The sequence below is a fragment of the Nocardiopsis sp. NPDC058789 genome, from assembly GCF_042745575.1.
Lineage (GTDB): Bacteria > Actinomycetota > Actinomycetes > Streptosporangiales > Streptosporangiaceae > Nocardiopsis > Nocardiopsis eucommiae.
On sequence record NZ_JBHYOW010000006.1, the window covers coordinates 132,820 to 152,122 of the forward strand.

The following is a 19,303-nucleotide window of genomic DNA, read 5'->3' on the forward strand; positions in this document are numbered from 1 at the left end:
GAAACCGCAACAGGGCTTGCCCCTGCGGTGCGTCACCGTCACAGAGCCCGATGACGTCTTGTCAGTGTGGTGGGCGGGCCGCCGTGAAGCGGCCCACCCACCACGTCGGGGCGGCTCCGGAAGGGGCCACCCCAACGTGTGTGCTACTTGAGGATCTTCGTGACGCGACCCGCGCCCACGGTCCGGCCACCCTCACGGATGGCGAACTTGAGGCCCTCTTCCATCGCGACCGGCTGGATCAGGTTGACGGTCATCTCGGTGTTGTCACCGGGCATGACCATCTCCGTGCCCTCCGGCAGCGTCACGACGCCGGTGACGTCGGTGGTGCGGAAGTAGAACTGCGGGCGGTAGTTGTTGAAGAACGGCGTGTGGCGGCCACCCTCGTCCTTGGACAGGATGACGACCTGGCCCTCGAACTCGGTGTGCGGGGTGGTCGTGCCGGGCTTGATCACGACCTGGCCGCGCTCGACGTCCTCGCGCTTGATGCCGCGCAGGAGCAGACCGACGTTGTCGCCAGCCTGACCGTTGTCGAGCAGCTTGCGGAACATCTCAACACCGGTGACGGTGGTGGTCTGCTTCTCTTCCTTGATGCCGACGATGTCAACGGTCTCGTTGACGTTGACGACGCCGCGCTCGATACGACCGGTGACGACGGTGCCGCGACCGGTGATCGAGAAGACGTCCTCGATCGGCATGAGGAAGGGCTTCTCGGTGTCACGCTCGGGCTCGGGAATGAAGCTGTCCACGGTGCCCATGAGCTCCAGGACGGCCTTGCCCCACTCCGCGTCGCCCTCGAGGGCCTTGAGAGCCGAGACCTTGGTGACGGGGATGTCGTCGCCGGGGAACTCGTACTCGCTGAGGAGCTCACGCACCTCGAGCTCGACGAGCTCGAAGATCTCCTCGTCGTCCACCATGTCGGCCTTGTTCAGGGCGACGACGATGGCGGGGACGCCGACCTGGCGGGCCAGGAGCACGTGCTCCTTGGTCTGCGGCATCGGGCCGTCGGTGGCGGCCACGACCAGGATCGCGCCGTCCATCTGCGCGGCACCCGTGATCATGTTCTTCACGTAGTCAGCGTGACCGGGGCAGTCGACGTGGGCGTAGTGACGCGCCTCGGTCTGGTACTCGACGTGAGCGACGGAGATGGTGATGCCGCGCTCGCGCTCCTCAGGAGCGTTGTCGATGTCCTCGAACGGGGTGAACGGGTTCAGCGCCGGGTACGCGTCGTGCAGCACCTTGGTGATGGCCGCGGTCAGCGTGGTCTTGCCGTGGTCGATGTGACCGATGGTGCCGATGTTGACGTGCGGCTTGGTCCGCTCGAACTTTTCCTTCGCCACTGGAAGTCTCCTAGACGTACAGATCTATCTGACTGTGGTCCAACCCCGCGGATGCGGGGTACAGCCGGGTTGCTTGCTCGCGACTATTCGCCGCGAACCTTCGCCACGATTTCCGTGGCGACAGCGGACGGAACCTCCGCGTAGGAGTCGAACACCATCGAGTAGTTGGCTCGACCCTGGGTACGGCTGCGCAGGTCACCCACGTAGCCGAACATTTCCGAAAGGGGCACCTGGGCCTTGACGAGACGGACACCGGAACGCTCGTCCATGGACTGAATCTGTCCACGGCGGGAGTTCAGGTCACCGATCACGTCACCCATGTACTCCTCAGGGGTGGTGACCTCGACGGCCATGACCGGCTCGAGAAGAGTCGGCTTCGCCAGGCGGACGGCCTCCTTGAAGGCCATCGAACCGGCGGTCTTGAACGCCATCTCGGACGAGTCGACGTCGTGGTACTGACCGTCCGTCAGGCTCACCTTGATGCCGACGAGCGGGTAGTGCGCGAGCACGCCCAGCTCAGCGGCCTCCTGGCAGCCGGCGTCGACCGAGGGGATGTACTCCCGCGGGATGCGGCCACCGGTGACGGCGTTGACGAACTCGTACCCGGACGCGTCGCCGTCCTCGGACGTGAGCGGCTCAAGGTCGATCTTGACCTTGGCGAACTGGCCCGACCCACCGGTCTGCTTCTTGTGGGTGTAGACGTGGCCTTCGACCTTCTTGCGAATGGTCTCACGGTAGGCCACCTGGGGCTTACCGATGTTCGCCTCGACCTTGAACTCGTCGCGCATGCGGTTGACCAGCACCTCGAGGTGCAGCTCGCCCATGCCGGAGATCACGGTCTGACCGGTCTGCTCGTCGGAGGCCACCTGGAAGGAGGGGTCCTCGTCCGCCAGACGCTGGATCGCGATGCCCAGCTTCTCCTGGTCGCTCTTGGTCTTCGGCTCGATGGCCACCTCGATGACCGGAGCCGGGAAGGTCATGGACTCCAGGACGATCGGAGCACCCTGCTCGCAGAGCGTCTCGCCGGTCGTGGTGTCCTTCAGACCCATGACCGCGACGATGTCGCCCGCACCAGCGGCGGGGATCTCCTCGCGCTTGTTGGAGTGCATCCGGTAGACCTTGCCGATGCGCTCCTTGCGGCCCTTGAGGCTGTTCAGCACCTGGGTGCCGGCCTCGAGGACGCCGGAGTAGATCCGCACGTAGGACAGCTTGCCCAGGTGGGGGTCGCTGACGATCTTGAAGACCAGGGCCGAGAACGGCTCCTCCACGCTCGGCTTGCGCTCGAGCTTGGTCTGCTCGGTCTCGTCCTTGGGGTCGTGACCGTCGATGGCCTCGACGTCCAGGGGCGAGGGGAGGTAGTCGACGACCGCGTCGAGCAGGGGCTGGACGCCCTTGTTCTTGAAGGCGGTACCGCAGACGACCGGGATGGCCGTACCGGCGATGGTGGCGCGACGGATCGCGGGCACCAGCTGCTCGACGGTGGGCTCCTGGCCCTCGAGGTACATCTCCATGATCTCGTCGTCGGCCTCGGCCAACGTCTCGAGGAAGAAGTCGCGCGCCTCACGAGCCGCGTCCGCGTGGGACTCGGGGATCTCGATGGTGTCGTACATCTCGCCGAGCGCGGCCTCGTCGTTCCAGACGTAGGCCTTCATGCGGACGAGGTCGATGACGCCCTTGAAGTCGCTCTCGGCACCGATCGGCAGCTGGATCGGCATGGCGTTCGCGCCGAGGCGCTCACGGAACATGTCGACACAGCGCTGGAACTCGGCGCCGATCTTGTCCATCTTGTTGACGAAGCAGATACGCGGCACGTTGTACCGGTCGGCCTGACGCCAGACCTGCTCCGACTGGGGCTCGACGCCTTCCTTGGCGTCGAACACCGCGACGGCGCCGTCAAGGACACGCAGCGACCGCTCGACCTCGACCGTGAAGTCGACGTGGCCGGGCGTGTCGATGATGTTGATCGTGGTGTCGTTCCAACTGGTGGTGATCGCAGCCGAGGTAATGGTGATACCCCGCTCCTGCTCTTCCTTCATCCAGTCCATCGTCGAGGCGCCGTCGTGCGTCTCGCCGAGCTTGTGGTTGACACCCGTGTAGTAGAGGATCCGCTCGGTCGTCGTGGTCTTGCCCGCGTCGATGTGGGCCATGATGCCGATGTTGCGGACCTTGGCCAGGTCAAGCAAAGTCTTAGCCATGTGGCTCGTCTTCCCTAGGTCTCAAGGAATCGATTCGCCGCGGGGTTACCAGCGGTAGTGGGCGAAGGCCTTGTTCGACTCGGCCATCTTGTGCGTGTCCTCACGCTTCTTGACCGCCGCGCCCAGACCGTTGCTGGCGTCCACCAGCTCGTTCATCAGACGCTCGGTCATGGTCTTCTCACGACGCTGACGCGAGTAGGAGACCAGCCAGCGCAGGGCCAGCGTGGTGGACCGGGAGGCGCGAACCTCGACCGGCACCTGGTAGGTCGCGCCACCGACACGGCGGCTGCGGACCTCCAGCGCGGGCTTGACGTTGTCCAGGGCTCGCTTGAGAACGACGAGCGGGTCCTGACCGGACTTCTCCCGAGCACCTTCCAGGGCGTCGTAAACGACGGCCTGGGCGATGGAGCGCTTGCCGTCGAGGAGCACCTTGTTGATCAGTGCGGTGACGAGCGGCGAGCCGTAGACCGGGTCGGTGATGAGCTGGCGCTTCGGCGCCGGGCCCTTGCGCGGCATGCTTACTTCTCCTTCTTGGCGCCGTAGTGGCTACGGGCCTGCTTGCGGCCTCGGACACCCTGGGTGTCGAGCGAACCGCGGACAATTCGGTAGCGAACGCCCGGCAGGTCCTTCACACGACCGCCACGAACCAGCACGATGCTGTGCTCCTGGAGGTTGTGACCAATGCCGGGGATGTAGGCCGTGACCTCGATGCCGCTGCTCAGCTTGACGCGAGCGACCTTACGCAGAGCGGAGTTCGGCTTCTTCGGCGTAGTGGTGTAGACACGCGTGCACACACCACGACGCTGCGGACTCCCCTTCAGCGCCGGGGTCTTGTTCTTTGCGACCTTGTCCTGTCGGCCCTTGCGGACCAGCTGCTGGATGGTGGGCACCGCGTCTCCGTCTTCCTCGTGACCTACGCCGGTTCTCGTAGCCGATATCGCTATTGACCTGCTGAATTCCCCGAACCTCCCCGACCCCCGTGGTCGGGCGTGTCGCCCTCGTTCCCACGCATGGCGAACGGATGCACACCCGGTCGGAGACCGATTCACAGGAGGGGGTTCACCTGCGCCGCGCGCCCCGTGTCCGTCCTCTGGAGGACTGGGGCGCCGCACACGCACGTGTGACCCGTCGACTCACGGGCACAATCACACAGGCTACCGCTAACCGAACATGCGGTCAAAACGGTGTGCGACATGGCGAGACAAGCGGAACCGGATCTCGCGTAGCCGTGGGTCTCGACCAGTCTACGTGCTTCCCGACGCGCTTCGCCCCGGGTTTCCCAACGAAGGGCCGACAAAGAGAGCGGCCGTTCCCGGAGGACCCATTGTCCCCCGGAAACGGCCGGGATTCTACAGAACGAAGAAGATCGCCAGGGAGATCACCGTCACCAGGATGCCGATGACCGCGAAGACCGTACCCGTGGTGATCAGGCCCAGTCCGTCGAGGGTGCCCCGCGACTCGCGGATCGCCCTCTTCGCCCTGGGTCCGGTGACGAACAACGCGAGGATCGCGGTGATCACACCGACGACCGGCAGCAACGAGGCCACACCCAGCCACAGGGTGACGTTGGCCCCGGGTTCGGTGTCGGCCAGGAAGTCGATGCTGTCGTAGCCCGGGTAGTCCCCGTCGTCCCTGGCCTCGTCGAAGCCAGGGAAGTCCTCCGCGATCCGGTCGCGACGGCGCTTCGCCTGCTTGGGCCGCTCCGGCATCCCGTAGTCGGCCGGGGTGAAGTCGTCCTCGTAGTCCGTCTCCGCCCGGTCGTCCCGGTCAAGCCGGTCGTCCCGCTCGTCCTCGTACTCCCCCTGCCGAGCCGCGTCGGACTCGGAGTCGAAGGAGGGCGGCGTGAACATCTGGGTGGCGCCCTCGCCACCGCGCCAGGAGTCGTCGCCCTCCTCGGGCGTCTCGTCCCACCGCTGGTCCTCCGGGCCGTCCCAGGGACGGTCGTCCTCGTCGTCCAGGGGGTCCTTGGACCTGGCGCGCGACTGCATGTCCGCGATGGCGGCCAGGGGGTCCTCGGAACCGGGGACGGCGGCGGACAGCGTGCCGGTGTCCGGATCGGCCGGCGCGTCCTCACTCCCCCAGTCCGCGTACGCGGGCTCCGGGGGCGACTCGCGGCGGCGGCGTTCGGCGTCGCGGACGACGTCGGGCAGACGCGGGTCGTTGCGGTCGAAGGCCCAGGTGTTACCGGTCCCGCCCTGTTCGGGCGCGGGAGAGAGCTCGTCACGGTACCGGTCGGCGGGCTCCTCCGCGGGACGCGGGGACAGCTCGTCGTCGTACCGGTCGGCGGGCTCCTCCCCGAGACGCGGGGACAACTCGTCGTCGTACCGGTCACCGCCGTACGAGGGGGCCTGGTGGTCGGACCACGGCCGTTCGGTCTGCTCCGCCCACGGCTCGGTGGTGCCCGAACCCTTCCAGGTGTCCCCGGTGTCCTCGGCGGGGCTCCAGCTGTCCAGGCCGCCGGTGCCGCGCCACTCGCCCGGCTGTTCCCGTCCGGACCCGGACTTCCAGAGTTCCTCGCCGGGGCCCGACGCGGACCACGGGGTGTCCGGGTCCAGCGGGTCGCGCGCGTCCGCGGTGAAGCCAGGGTCATCCGAGGAACCGGAGTCCCGCGAACCCCAGGAATCGGGGTTACCGGGAGACCCCGCTGAACGGGGGCCCTCGGGGTCCCACGGTTCGCCCCCCAGGTCGGAGCCGCGCTGGTCCGACGCGGGAGCGGAGTCATCCGAGTAGCCGGAGCTCCATGGGTCATCGTTCGCCGAAGCCGACGCCTGCGGCGTCAACGGGTCCCGGCCGAGCCCGGAGTCCGGGCCGCCCGGAGCCTCCGGGTCCCACGGCTGGCGGCCGGGATCGGGGAACGAGTCCGGACCGGAGGCCGACGCGTACGGCATCCGGGAGTCCGGAGCATCACCCAGGGCGGCATCGGGTTCCCACGGCTGGTGGCCCGGAGCGGAGTACTCCTGCGAGCGGAGCGGATCGGACGTGAGCGCGGAGTCATCCGAGGACCAGGGGACCGGCGTGGTTCCCGGCACCTGGGAGTCCTCGGAAGCCGGGTACCCGGAGTTCCACGGCTCCTGACCGGAACCGGAGAACTCCTGCGAGCCACGCGCGTCCGAGGCGAAGGGAGCGGGATCGTCCGAGGACCAGAGGCTCCCCGCACCACCGGGCAGACGAGACTCCCCGGAGGCCGCCGGGTCCCACGGCTGACCGCCGGAATCGACGAGGGGGTCCAGGCCGGAGGCGGCGGAGGCAGAGGAGTCGTCCCCCTGGGGAGACCACGGAGCGGCCTCGGCGGAACCCCCGGAACCCCACGCGTCGCCGGAGGCCGACGGCCGCGGCGACCGCGAGTCAGGACCGCCCAGAGCAGACCCCTCCGGTTCCCATGGCTCTCGACCCGAAGCCGGGAACGGGTCCGGACCGGAGGCCGACGCGTACGGCGTCCGGGAGTCCGGCGCACCGGCCTCGGGGTCCCACGGCTCCTGACCGGAGCCGGAGAACGCGTCACGTGCGCCGTGCGCGTCCGGTGAGAAGGCGGGGGTGTCGTCCGGGGACCAAAGCTCCCCCGTACCACCGGGCGGACGAGCGTCCCCCGAAGCGGCCGGGTCCCACGGCTCACGACCGGAGTCGGAGGAACCCTCGGAAGCCCACGAGTCACCGGAGGCCGACGCGAGCGGCGACCGCTCGTCAGTCCCCTCCGGAGCCCACGGCTCCTGGCCGGGGCGGAAGGACGGGTCGGGCTCGGAAGCACTCTGAGGGGACCACGGGGCGGGGTCGGACGGCCCCTCGGAGTCCCACGCGCCGGAGGACGACGCCTGCGGGCGCAGCGGGTCCCGGTCGGAACCCGCGTCGCTCCGAGCGGCCCAGGAGTCCCGGAAGGGGCCCTGGGCGGTGGGCTGGCCCGACCCGTGCACGGGCTCCTCCGGAGGAAGCGGGACCTCGGCACTGGCCGCGATGCCCGGGTAGCCGCCGACGGCGGGAGCCTCGGGCTCCCGCGCGGCCAACGGGTCCTCTCCCGGGAAGCGCGTCACGGGCTCGTAGGCCGACGTGCCCGCGCCCGGGTACGAGATACCCGGTGCCGACGGCGGCCCGCCCAGGGCGTCCGGGTAGGGCTCCACCATCGCCGGACGCGAGGCGCTCAGCCCCGCGTAGCCGCCGCTGTCAGGGAAGACGGCGCCGTCCTCCCCCGGGTTCGACGCCGCGTCCTCCTCCAGGGGGTCCTGGTACTCCGACTGTGTGCGGTAGCGGTTCTCGCTGGGCTTGAACCAGGAGTCCCCGTCCGCGTCGGACGCTCGGTTGCCCGGCGTCCCGCCCCCGTTATCAGTCACTTGCCTGCTCTCCCGACAGCGCCGTAGCGCCCTCTCCCCGTCCGCACCGCAGTGTACGAACCGACAACGACGAAACGGCGGCGGGGCCACCCCCGGTGATGGGGGTGGCTGACCACCGCCGTCAGCTCAACCAACGTCCAGATCGGACTTACCGGTTGTACGGACCGAAGTCGTACTCCTCCAGGGGAACGGCCTCGCCCGAACCCTGCCCGAAGGTGTACTCACTGGGCTCCTCGTAACCGGAGACCGAGTACATCGAGGCCTTGGCCTCCTCGGTCGGCTCGACCCGGATGTTGCGGTACTGCGGAATACCGGTACCGGCCGGGATGAGCTTACCGATGATGACGTTCTCCTTGAGGCCCAGCAGCGGGTCACTCTTACCGTGGATCGCGTTCTCGGTCAGCACGCGGGTGGTCTCCTGGAAGGAGGCCGCCGACAGCCAGGACTCCGTGGCCAGCGAGGCCTTGGTGATACCCAGCAGCACCGGACGTCCGGCGGCCGGCTGGCCGCCCTCGGACACGACGCGTCGGTTGATCCGCTCGAACTTCGGCCGCTCGACCATCTCACCGGGCAGGAGCTCGGTGTCACCGGACTCCAGGATGTTCACCCGCTTGAGCATCTGGCGGACGATGATCTCGATGTGCTTGTCGTGGATGGACACACCCTGCGACTTGTACACCTCCTGGACCTCCGACACGAGGTGCTGCTGCACCGCGCGCGGGCCCTGGATGCGCAGGACCTCGTGCGGGTTGATCGCACCCTGGATGAGCTGCTGGCCGACCTTGACGTGGTCGCCGTCGCTCACCAGGAGCTGCGCACGCATCGGGACCGGGTAGGCGATCTCGTCCGTGCCGTCGTCCGGAATGACGACGATCTTGCGGCTCTTCTCGGTGTCGTCGACCCTGATCCGGCCCTCCATCTCGGAGATCGGGGCCACACCCTTGGGGATGCGGGCCTCGAAGAGCTCCTGGACACGGGGCAGACCGTGGGTGATGTCCTGACCGGCGGAACCACCCATGTGGAAGGTACGCATGGTCAGCTGGGTACCGGGCTCACCGATGGACTGGGCCGCGATGATGCCGATCGCCTCACCGACGTCCACCGGCTTGCCGGTCGCCATGGAGCGGCCGTAGCAGGTGGTGCAGACGCCGATCTTCGCCTCGCAGGTCAGCGACGAGCGGATGCGCACGCGGGTGACCCCGGCGGCGACCAGCTTGTCGATGTTCTGCTCGGAGGTGTCGGACAGCGCCGGGAGGACGAGCTTGCCCTCCGGGTCCAGCGTGTCCTCCGCGATGGTCCGACCGAAACCGGTGTTCTCGACGTTGTGCTTGCGCACGACGACACCGGCGGCGTTCTTCTCACCGATCTCGTGCCAGAGCGAACGGTCCGTGCCGCAGTCGATCTCGCGGACGATGACGTCCTGCGCGACGTCCACCAGACGACGGGTCAGGTAACCCGAGTCGGCGGTACGCAGGGCGGTGTCGGCCAGACCCTTGCGCTGACCGTGCGTGGAGATGAAGTACTCCAGCACGGACAGGCCCTCACGGTAGGAGGACTTGATCGGACGCGGGATGGTCTCACCCTTGGTGTTGGAGACCAGACCACGGATACCGGCGATCTGACGCACCTGCATCGGGTTACCACGCGCACCGGACTGGACCATCATCCACACCGGGTTGTCGGCGGGGAAGTTGTCCTCCATGTCCTTCGCGACCTCGGCCGTGGCCTGGGTCCACACCTCGGTGAGCTCCTGACGGCGCTCGTCGTCGGTGATCAGACCGCGGTCGTACTCGCGCTGGATCTTGTCGGCCTTGCGGTCGTAGCCGCCGAGGATCTCCGCCTTGCGCGGAGGCGCGACGACGTCCTCGATGCCGATGGTCAGGCCGGACCGGGTGGCCCAGCGGTAACCGGCGTCCTTCAGGGCGTCCAGGGTCGTGGCGACCTGGACCTTGGGGTAGTTCTCGGCGAGGTCGTTGACCAGGACCGAGACCTGCTTCTTGCCCACCTGGAAGTTGACGTACGGGTAGTCCACCGGGGTGGCCTCGTTGAAGAGGTACCGGCCCAGGGTGGTCTCCAGGACGTAGACGTCGCCCTGCTCCCAGCCCTCCGGCGGCGTCCAGTCCTTGGGCGCGGGAGCGCCGTCGGCGATACGCAGCCGGATCTTGGCCTGGAGGTCCAGGTCGCCCAGGTCGTAGGCCATGATGGCCTCGGCCGGGGAACGGAAGGCACGACCCTCGCCCGCGGCACCCGCGCGCTCCGTCGTCAGGTAGTACAGGCCGATGATCATGTCCTGGGTGGGCATGGTCACGGGCTTGCCGTCGGACGGCTTGAGGATGTTGTTGGTGGCGAGCATCAGCAGCCGCGCCTCGGCCTGGGCCTCGGCGGACAGCGGCAGGTGCACGGCCATCTGGTCACCGTCGAAGTCCGCGTTGAACGCGGTGCACACGAGCGGGTGGATCTGGATGGCCTTGCCCTCGACCAGCTGCGGCTCGAAGGCCTGGATGCCCAGGCGGTGCAGCGTCGGAGCACGGTTCAGCAGCACCGGGTGCTCGGTGATGACCTCTTCGAGGACGTCCCACACCACGGGGCGGGACCGCTCCACCATGCGCTTGGCGCTCTTGATGTTCTGCGCGTGGTTCAGGTCCACCAGGCGCTTCATCACGAACGGCTTGAAGAGCTCCAGGGCCATCTGCTTGGGCAGACCGCACTGGTGCAGCTTCAGCTGCGGGCCGACGACGATGACCGAACGGCCGGAGTAGTCGACGCGCTTGCCGAGCAGGTTCTGACGGAAACGGCCCTGCTTGCCCTTGAGCATGTCGGACAGCGACTTGAGCGGACGGTTACCGGGACCGGTGACCGGGCGTCCACGGCGGCCGTTGTCGAACAGCGCGTCGACGGCCTCCTGGAGCATCCGCTTCTCGTTGTTGACGATGATCTCGGGCGCGCCCAGGTCCAGAAGCCGCTTGAGGCGGTTGTTCCGGTTGATGACGCGGCGGTACAGGTCGTTGAGGTCGGAGGTCGCGAAGCGGCCACCGTCCAGCTGCACCATCGGACGCAGGTCCGGCGGGATGACCGGGATGCAGTCCAGCACCATGCCCATGGGGCTGTTGGTGGTGTTGAGGAACGCCGAGACGACCTTGAGCCGCTTCAGGGCGCGGGCCTTCTTCTGGCCCTTGCCGGTGCGGATGGTCTCCCGGAGCTTCTCCGCCTCCTCGTCCAGCTCGAAGTTGGACAGGCGGTCCTGGATGGCCTGGGCGCCCATGCCGCCACGGAAGTACTTCCCGAAGCGGTCACGCATCTCGCGGTAGAGCATCTCGTCGCCCTCGAGGTCCTGGACCTTGAGGTTCTTGAAACGGCTCCACACCTCGTCGAGGCGGTCGATCTCGCGCTGGGCGCGGTCGCGCAGCTGGCGCATCTCACGCTCGGCGCCCTCGCGCACCTTGCGGCGCGCGTCGCCCTTGGCACCCTGCTCCTCGAGCTCGGCCAGGTCGGCCTCGAGCTTGCGGTGACGCTCCTCGATGGTCGAGTCGCGACGCTGCTCCAGGTGCTGCTTCTCGACCGAGATCCGTGCTTCCAGCGACTGGAGGTCGCGCTCACGGGCCTCGGTGTCCACCCACGTGACCATGTAGGCGGCGAAGTAGATGATCTTCTCGAGATCCTTCGGCGCCAGGTCCAGCAGGTAGCCCAGGCGGGAGGGCACGCCCTTGAAGTACCAGATGTGCGTGACGGGAGCGGCCAGCTCGATGTGGCCCATCCGCTCACGGCGCACCTTGGCGCGGGTCACCTCGACGCCGCAGCGCTCACAGATGATGCCCTTGAAGCGGACGCGCTTGTACTTGCCGCAGTAGCACTCCCAGTCCCGGGTCGGACCGAAGATCTTCTCGCAGAAGAGTCCGTCCTTCTCGGGCTTGAGGGTGCGGTAGTTGATGGTTTCGGGCTTCTTGACCTCGCCGTGCGACCACTGGCGAATGTCATCAGCGGTGGCGAGGCCAATCCGCAGCTCGTCGAAGAAGTTGACGTCGAGCACTTAATTCGTCCCCTGCTCTCGAAATCCGCGGAAGTTAGACCTCTTCGACACTGCTCGGCTCTCGCCTGCCCAGGTCGATTCCCAGTTCTTCCGCCGCGCGGAAGACGTCCTCGTCACTGTCCCGCATCTCGATGGACATACCGTCACTGGACAGCACCTCCACGTTCAGACAGAGCGACTGCATCTCCTTGATGAGCACCTTGAAGGACTCAGGGATGCCCGGCTCGGGGATGTTCTCGCCCTTGACGATGGCCTCGTAGACCTTGACGCGACCCACCACGTCGTCGGACTTGATGGTGAGCAGCTCCTGGAGCGCGTAGGCGGCGCCGTACGCCTCCAGCGCCCACACCTCCATCTCGCCGAACCGCTGGCCGCCGAACTGCGCCTTACCACCCAGCGGCTGCTGCGTGATCATGGAGTACGGGCCGGTGGAGCGGGCGTGGATCTTGTCGTCCACGAGGTGGTGGAGCTTCAGGATGTACTTGTAGCCGACGGAGATGGGCTCCGCGAAGGGCTCACCGGTACGGCCGTCGAACAGGCGCGCCTTGCCGTCCTCGTTGATGAGGCGGTTGCCGTCCTTGTTCGGGCGGACCGACTGGATGAGGCCGCTGAGCTCGTCGCCGTGCAGGCCGTCGAAGACCGGCGTGGCCACGCGCGAGTTGGGGGCGACCTCGGCCGCTCCGATCGCGTGCAGCGACTTCTGCCACTCCTCCTCGACCCCCTCGACCAACCAGCCGTTCTTGGCCAGCCAGCCCAGGTGGACCTCCAGTACCTGGCCGACGTTCATTCGGCCGGGGACGCCCAGCGGGTTGAGGATGATGTCGACGGGCGTGCCGTCCTCCAGGAAGGGCATGTCCTCCTGGGGCAGGATCTTCGAGATGACGCCCTTGTTGCCGTGACGTCCGGCGAGCTTGTCGCCGTCGGTGATCTTGCGCTTCTGGGCCACGTAGACGCGGACCATCTCGTTGACGCCGGGGGCGAGCTCGTCGCCCTCGTCGCGGCTGAACACCCGGACGCCGATGACCTTGCCGGTCTCGCCGTGCGGCACCTTCAGGGAGGTGTCGCGGACCTCGCGGGCCTTCTCGCCGAAGATGGCGCGCAGCAGGCGCTCCTCCGGGGTCAGCTCGGTCTCGCCCTTGGGCGTGACCTTGCCGACGAGGATGTCGCCGTCGACGACCTCGGCGCCGATGCGGATGATGCCCCGGTCGTCGAGGTCGGCCAGGACCTCCTCGCTGACGTTGGGGATCTCGCGGGTGATCTCCTCCGGGCCGAGCTTGGTGTCACGGGCGTCGACCTCGTGCTCCTCGATGTGGATCGAGGAGAGGACGTCGTCCTGCACCAGACGCTGGCTGAGGATGATCGCGTCCTCGTAGTTGTGGCCCTCCCAGGACATGTACGCCACGAGGAGGTTCTTGCCCAGCGACATCTCGCCCTGGTCCGTGGAGGGACCGTCCGCGAGGACCTGCTTGACCTCGATGCGCTGACCCTCGTGCACGATGGGGCGCTGGTTGAAGCAGGTGCCCTGGTTGGAGCGCTGGAACTTGCCCATGCGGTACGTCTTGCGCGTGCCGTCGTCGGCCATCACGGTGACGTAGTCGGCGGTGACGTCCTCGACGACACCCGCCTTCTCCGCGATGATGACCTCACCGGCGTCGGTGGCGGCGCGGTACTCCATGCCGGTACCGACGAAGGGCGACTCGGCGCGGAGCAGCGGCACGGCCTGGCGCTGCATGTTGGAGCCCATGAGCGCGCGGTTGGCGTCGTCGTGCTCCAGGAACGGGATCATGGCGGTGGCGACCGACACCATCTGGCGCGGCGACACGTCCATGTAGTCGACCTCGTCGGTGCTGACCTGCTCGAACTCCCCGCCCTTACGACGGACGAGCACGCCGGCCTCGGCGAAGCTGCCGTCCGCGTTCATCGGGGTGTTCGCCTGCGCGATGACGTAGAGGTCCTCTTCGTCAGCGGTCAGGTAGTCGACCTGGTCGGAGACCTTGCCGTCGATGATCTTCCGGTACGGGGTCTCCACGAAACCGAAGGAGTTCACCCGGCCGTAGGCGGCGAGCGAGCCGATCAGACCGATGTTCGGACCCTCGGGGGTCTCGATCGGGCACATGCGGCCGTAGTGGGACGGGTGGACGTCCCGGACCTCGAAGCCCGCGCGCTCACGGGACAGACCGCCCGGACCCAGCGCCGAGAGGCGGCGCTTGTGGGTCAGACCCGCGAGGGGGTTGGTCTGGTCCATGAACTGGGACAGCTGCGAGGTGCCGAAGAACTCCTTGATGGAGGCCACGACGGGACGGATGTTGATCAGGGTCTGAGGCGTGATCGCCTCGACGTCCTGGGTGGTCATCCGCTCGCGGACGACGCGCTCCATGCGGGCCAGGCCCAGGCGGACCTGGTTCTGGATGAGCTCGCCGACGGTGCGCAGACGACGGTTGCCGAAGTGGTCGATGTCGTCGGTCTCGACCGGGCGGAGGCCGAGGACGGTCTCCTTCTCGACCTCACCGGCGTGCAGGCGCACGAGGTAGTCGATGGTCGCGACGATGTCCTCTTCGGTGAGGGTGCCCTGCGTGAAGTCGGTGTCGAGACCGAGCTTCTTGTTGATCTTGTACCGGCCGACCTTGGCGAGGTCGTAGCGCTTGGGGTTGAAGTACAGGTTCTCCAGCAGCGCCTGGGCCGACTCCTTCGTGGGCGGCTCTCCCGGACGCAGCTTGCGGTAGATGTCCAGCAGCGCGTCGTCGGTACCGGCGGTCGGGTCCTTCTCCAGGGTGTTGCGGATCGACTCGTACTGGCCGAAACGCTCCAGGATCTGGTCGGTGGTCCAGCCCAGCGCCTTGAGCAGGACGGTGACGCCCTGCTTGCGCTTGCGGTCGATACGGACGCCGACGAAGTCGCGCTTGTCGACCTCGAACTCCAGCCAGGCACCGCGGGACGGGATGACCTTGCAGCCGAAGAGGTCCTTGTCCGAGGTCTTGTCGACGGACTTGTCGAAGTACACACCCGGGGAGCGGACGAGCTGGGACACGACGACGCGCTCGGTGCCGTTGATGATGAAGGTGCCCTTGACGGTCATGAGCGGGAAGTCGCCCATGAACACCGTCTGGCTCTTGATCTCACCGGTGTCGTTGTTGATGAACTCCGCCGTGACGAACATCGGGGCGGAGTACGTCATGTCCTTGTCCTTGCACTCCTCCTCGGAGTACTTGGGCGGCTCGAACCGATGGTCACGGAACGAAAGGGACATCGTGCCCGAGAAGTCCTCGATCGGGCTGATCTCCTCGAAGATCTCTTCGAGACCGGACTGCTCCGGAACGTCCTTGCGGCCGGCGTTGCGGGCCGTCTCGACCCGGGTCTTCCACGTGTCGTTGCCCAGCAGCCAGTCGAACGACTCGGTCTGCAGGGCCAGAAGGTTCGGAACCTCGAGGGGTTCCTGGATACGGGCGAAAGAAACGCGGTGCGGACCAAGGGCGTTAGCGGAGGCGTTGCGCGAGGCTGCCAACAGGGGTCCTTCCGAAGGCTTGTGGCGGTTGAAGCGCGCACGCCAGACGATCCGTCACGAGAGGGACCGCCGCAACGCGGTTGAGACGGTCACATCGAGCGGGTGACGGGCCTTCCGGAATCCAGAAGAATGGGATGGCGGAAGCCGTACACCGACACAGGGATCACCAAAGGGCAGCGCAAAAGAGCAGTGTAGCCGAACACCACACCGCTGTCCACTCACGGTCCACAGCACCACTCACGACACCGGCAGGATCACCCCTGGAGGGCGATCCGTCAAGCCCGGCATGCCTACACCAGCACCCTCGTAAGGGACCGGCGGTCCCGGGTCGTACCCGGTCGACGGCGGTACCGCCACCACGCACATCCCCGGGGGAAGGCCCTGGACCATCAGGGTGAAACAGCGCGCCTGCCCTGGCCCCACGGGGGATGTGAGCCAACGGACACCCGGAAGGATTCCCCCGCCCCAGGCGGGTAAACACTCTCTCCGGAGCCCTTCAAGATTCCCGGGACGGGAGATTATCGCGTCCCGAGGACAGTTCGCACACGGGGACACGGGGATCCCGCACGCGAACCGCCCCAGCTTCGCACATCACCCAGCTCACGACGGTTCAGACACGGCGTCGTTCACGACATACGGGACGTTGGTCGGCCGTCGGCGGGGGACCTTCGGCCTCCCGACTCGGACCGGAACCTCCCGGTTCCCGACGACCGAATCACGACGCACCACCGGGGCGGTCCCGGGCACGAGAAAGCGGCCGCCCCTCCCCTGGGGGAGGAACGGCCGCTTCACGCAGACCAGCGGGCGACTGGCGCCCGCGGAGGACTACTTGAGGGTGACGGTGGCGCCAGCGCCCTCAAGGGCGGCCTTGGCCTTCTCCGCGGCCTCCTTGTTGACGCCCTCGAGGAGAGCCTTCGGGGCGTTGTCGACGAGGTCCTTGGCCTCCTTGAGACCCAGGCTCGTGAGGCCACGGACCTCCTTGATGACCTGGATCTTCTTGTCGCCAGCGCCCTCGAGGATGACGTCGAACTCGTCCTTCTCCTCCTCGGCGGCCGGGGCGGCACCGGCGGGGCCGGCGGCGACGACGGCGGCCGGGGCGGCGGCGGTGACGTCGAACTTCTCCTCGAACAGCTTCACGAAGTCGGAGAGCTCGAGGAGGGTCATGCCCTCGAACGCGGTAAGCAGGTCCTCGTTGCTGAGCTTCGCCATGATGCGATCTCTCTTTCTCTAACGACACGCGCGCCCAATGGCGCATCGTGCGAGCCAGTGGCCGGGCGCCGTGAGCACCCGCCGTGGTTCATGGGGTTTAAGCGGCTTCCTCGGAACGCTTGTCCGCCAGGGCCTGCGCGAGACGCACAGTCTTGGAGGGAAGCGCCTGGAAGACGGCGGCGGCCTGGCCCTGCTTGGCCTTGAGCGCGCCGGCCAGCTTCGAGAGGAGAACCTCTCGGGACTCCAGATCGGCCAGCTTGGTGACGTCCTCGGCGCTCATCGACTTGCCGTCGATGATGCCGCCCTTGATCACCAGAGGCGTGTTCGTCTTCGCGAAGTCACGCAGCCCCTTCGCGGCCTCGACGACGTCCCCGTGGACGAAGGCGATGGCGGACGGGCCCTCGAGCAGATCGGTGATCTGCTCGTCGACGCCGGCCTCCTTGACCGCGATCTTGGTCAGCGTGTTCTTGACGATGCGAAAACGCGCAGTCTGGCCGAGGCTGTTACGCAGTTCAGTGATCTGCGCGACAGTGAGCCCCCGGTATTCGGTCAGCACGGCGCCGTTCGACTCACGGAACTCGTCCGTGAGTTCGGCGACCGCGGCTGCCTTGTCCGGCCTCGCCATGGGACTCCTTCCAACAGTGAACGCTGGTTGATTCCCAAGGGCTCCATGATCGGCGTCAGCACGAGAAAAAGCCCCGAGCGCGAGGCGCACGGGGCACGACCGCGTTCTCAGTACGTGGCTGGCACGTCCCGGAACGGGAAAGCTCTGGTGACACCTGCGCGGGCGCCCATCAATGGGTCCTTGGGTCACCCGAGCGGGTGACGACCAGCGGTCTTCGGCAAGTACCAATACTAGCCGCCGATCGGAGTGCTCGGGCCTCCGCCCGGAGTCCGATCGGGTGATCACGGACACGTGCCGTGCTCCCGCCCGCCCGTGGAGGGCGGAATGACACGATGGGGACCCGAGCCCCCCCGCTCCGAAGGAGTCCCCTCCACCGTGGAATCCCCCCGTTCCGCCCTGGCCCTGGCCGGTGCCCTGTCCCTCCTCCTGTCCGGGTGCACGCTCTTCCCCTCCGCCGACCGGCCCTGGTACGAGGAGGCCGACACGCAGGCACTGCTCGACGCCCTGGCCGACGCCACCGCGCTGGCCGACGACTACACGCTCGACGTGGGGTTCGGGCCGCGCTCCGAGGAGGACGCCCGGACGCTGCTCACCTACGAGGTGTCGAGCTCCCCCGCCGCCGTGCGGGCCACACTGAGGACCCCGGAGGGCCCCGAACTGGTGGTGGTCCACCCGGAGGGAGGGCAGGCCCTGCTGCAGGACTCCCAGGACCTGCTGGGCGCCCCCACCGAGTGGGTCCGGGGCGACGCCCTGCTCCCCTCGCCCTCCCCCGCCGAGGTGCTCGATCTCGGCTCCCTGGCCGATCTGGTCGGGCTGCTGTCCGGGATGGAGGGCGCCGAGCCCGGCCCCGCCGAGGACGTCGGGAACACCGGGACGCTCCCCCTCCACGGGGTCCTGCCCGCGCTGGCGGACGGCGCCGGGCCCGGAGAGCGGGCCGCCCTCGCGCCCCTGCTCGGCGACGACGTGTCCGGGCACCTGGACGTGTCCGTCTGGGTGGACGCCGAGGGCTTCCCGGTCCGGATGGAGTCCTCCGGCCCCGTCTCGTCGCTGTGGCTGGAGTTCTCCGAGCGGGGCGGGACCAGCTTCCACGTTCCCAACGGCGACGAGGTCAGCGAGCCCGTCCGGGACTGACTCGGCCCCCTCGGGAACCGTTTGCCAGAAATGTCCGTCTGACATGCGAACATGATGACTTACTTGGGCGTCCCCGCTCTCTGACGCGCCCTCTTAGAGAAAGCACACGTACGCGTGAACACCCGCACTCCGGCCCTCATCGCCGCCGGCTCCCTCTCCCTGGTCCTCGCCCTCACCGCCTGCGGTAACGAGGAGCCCGCGGCCGACGGCGACACCACCGAGGCCTCCCCCGCCGGCGCCTCCCTGGACGACCTGCTGGGCAACCTGGGCTCCAGCACCCAGGAGCTCACCAACTACACCCTCGACATGGAGGTCGTCACCGTCGACCCGACGGCCGAGGGCGACGTCACCGTCACCTTCAACTACCAGGTGACGGACGACCCCGCGGCGGTGCTGGCCACTGTGGACATGCCCTTCCTGGGCGAGACCATGTACGAGCTGATGTCCGGTCAGCTCCCCGAGGGCGTCACCGCCGAGGACCTGAGCGCGTCCACCGTTCTCCTCCTGGAGGGCGGCGACACCCTGATGGCCGACCCCCACGGCCTCTACGGCTCCGGCACCCCGTGGCTGCGCGGAGACGTCGAGGAGAACGCGGACCCGACCGAGAGCTTCGACGTCGAGGCGCTCCCGGACCTCGCCGGTGCCTTCTCCGAGCTGGAGGACGTCACCGAGGTCGGCACCGAGGAGATCGACGGCGTCGAGACCACCGTGGTGGAGGGCTCGATGTCCACCGGCGACATCTCCGAGATGACGGCCGAGGAGCGCGGCGCCGTGGAGCAGTTGTTCGGCGGTGGCCTGGAGAGCACCCTGAACACCAAGCTCTGGCTGGACGCCGACGGCTTCCCGATGCGCATCGAGTTCTCCGACGACGAGTCCGACGTCTGGATGGAGTTCTCCGCGCTGGGCTCGACCTCCTTCGAGATCCCCGCCGAGGAAGAGATCGGCACCCTGTAGC

Annotated in this window: 11 protein-coding genes; 2 read left to right on the plus strand and 9 right to left on the minus strand. The window is 67.7% G+C overall.

Annotated elements, in window-relative coordinates; translation table 11 throughout:
* Window positions 1-143: 143 nt before the first annotated feature.
* The 9 genes from tuf to rplJ all read right to left on the minus strand — a co-directional run bounded on the left by tuf (window position 144) and on the right by rplJ (window position 17,217).
* The gene (gene tuf / locus ACFW3L_RS10295; RefSeq protein WP_017543008.1) at window positions 144-1,337 is read right to left on the minus strand and encodes an elongation factor Tu; all 1,194 of its coding nucleotides are present in this window, start codon (window positions 1,335-1,337) and stop codon (window positions 144-146) included.
* Window positions 1,338-1,420: 83 nt separating this feature from the next.
* The gene (gene fusA / locus ACFW3L_RS10300; protein WP_026128980.1) at window positions 1,421-3,532 is read right to left on the minus strand and encodes an elongation factor G; all 2,112 of its coding nucleotides are present in this window, start codon (window positions 3,530-3,532) and stop codon (window positions 1,421-1,423) included.
* A gap of 45 nt (window positions 3,533-3,577) precedes the next feature.
* Window positions 3,578-4,048 carry a 30S ribosomal protein S7 gene (gene rpsG / locus ACFW3L_RS10305; protein ID WP_017543010.1) on the minus strand — a complete coding sequence of 157 codons (471 nt, stop codon included), beginning with the start codon at window positions 4,046-4,048 and terminating at the stop codon, window positions 3,578-3,580.
* A gap of 2 nt (window positions 4,049-4,050) precedes the next feature.
* Window positions 4,051-4,422, minus strand: coding sequence for a 30S ribosomal protein S12 (gene rpsL / locus ACFW3L_RS10310; RefSeq protein ID WP_014912437.1), 372 nt, complete (start codon window positions 4,420-4,422; stop codon window positions 4,051-4,053).
* Window positions 4,423-4,881: 459 nt separating this feature from the next.
* On the minus strand, window positions 4,882-7,854 hold the full coding sequence (locus ACFW3L_RS10315; RefSeq protein WP_378738552.1) for a hypothetical protein: 2,973 nt from the start codon (window positions 7,852-7,854) through the stop codon (window positions 4,882-4,884).
* A gap of 148 nt (window positions 7,855-8,002) precedes the next feature.
* Entirely contained in the window at window positions 8,003-11,881 is a 3,879-nt protein-coding gene (locus ACFW3L_RS10320) for a DNA-directed RNA polymerase subunit beta' (RefSeq protein ID WP_378738555.1), read from the minus strand.
* Window positions 11,882-11,915: 34 nt separating this feature from the next.
* The gene (gene rpoB / locus ACFW3L_RS10325) at window positions 11,916-15,383 is read right to left on the minus strand and encodes a DNA-directed RNA polymerase subunit beta (protein ID WP_378738558.1); all 3,468 of its coding nucleotides are present in this window, start codon (window positions 15,381-15,383) and stop codon (window positions 11,916-11,918) included.
* 825 nt (window positions 15,384-16,208) lie between these two features.
* Complete coding sequence (gene rplL / locus ACFW3L_RS10330; protein WP_017543016.1) at window positions 16,209-16,592, minus strand: 50S ribosomal protein L7/L12; 384 nt, start codon at window positions 16,590-16,592, stop codon at window positions 16,209-16,211.
* Window positions 16,593-16,689: 97 nt separating this feature from the next.
* Entirely contained in the window at window positions 16,690-17,217 is a 528-nt protein-coding gene (rplJ, locus tag ACFW3L_RS10335) for a 50S ribosomal protein L10 (RefSeq protein WP_017543017.1), read from the minus strand.
* Window positions 17,218-17,592: 375 nt separating this feature from the next.
* On the opposite strand from rplJ, the gene ACFW3L_RS10340 reads away from it, so the two are divergent.
* Together ACFW3L_RS10340 and ACFW3L_RS10345 are read left to right on the plus strand one after the other, a co-directional pair.
* Window positions 17,593-18,348 carry a hypothetical protein gene (locus ACFW3L_RS10340; RefSeq protein WP_378738561.1) on the plus strand — a complete coding sequence of 252 codons (756 nt, stop codon included), beginning with the start codon at window positions 17,593-17,595 and terminating at the stop codon, window positions 18,346-18,348.
* A 114-nt stretch (window positions 18,349-18,462) separates the two neighbouring features.
* A complete protein-coding gene (locus ACFW3L_RS10345) occupies window positions 18,463-19,302 on the plus strand; it encodes a hypothetical protein (protein ID WP_378738563.1) in 840 nt (279 codons plus the stop codon).
* Window position 19,303 lies beyond the last annotated feature (1 nt).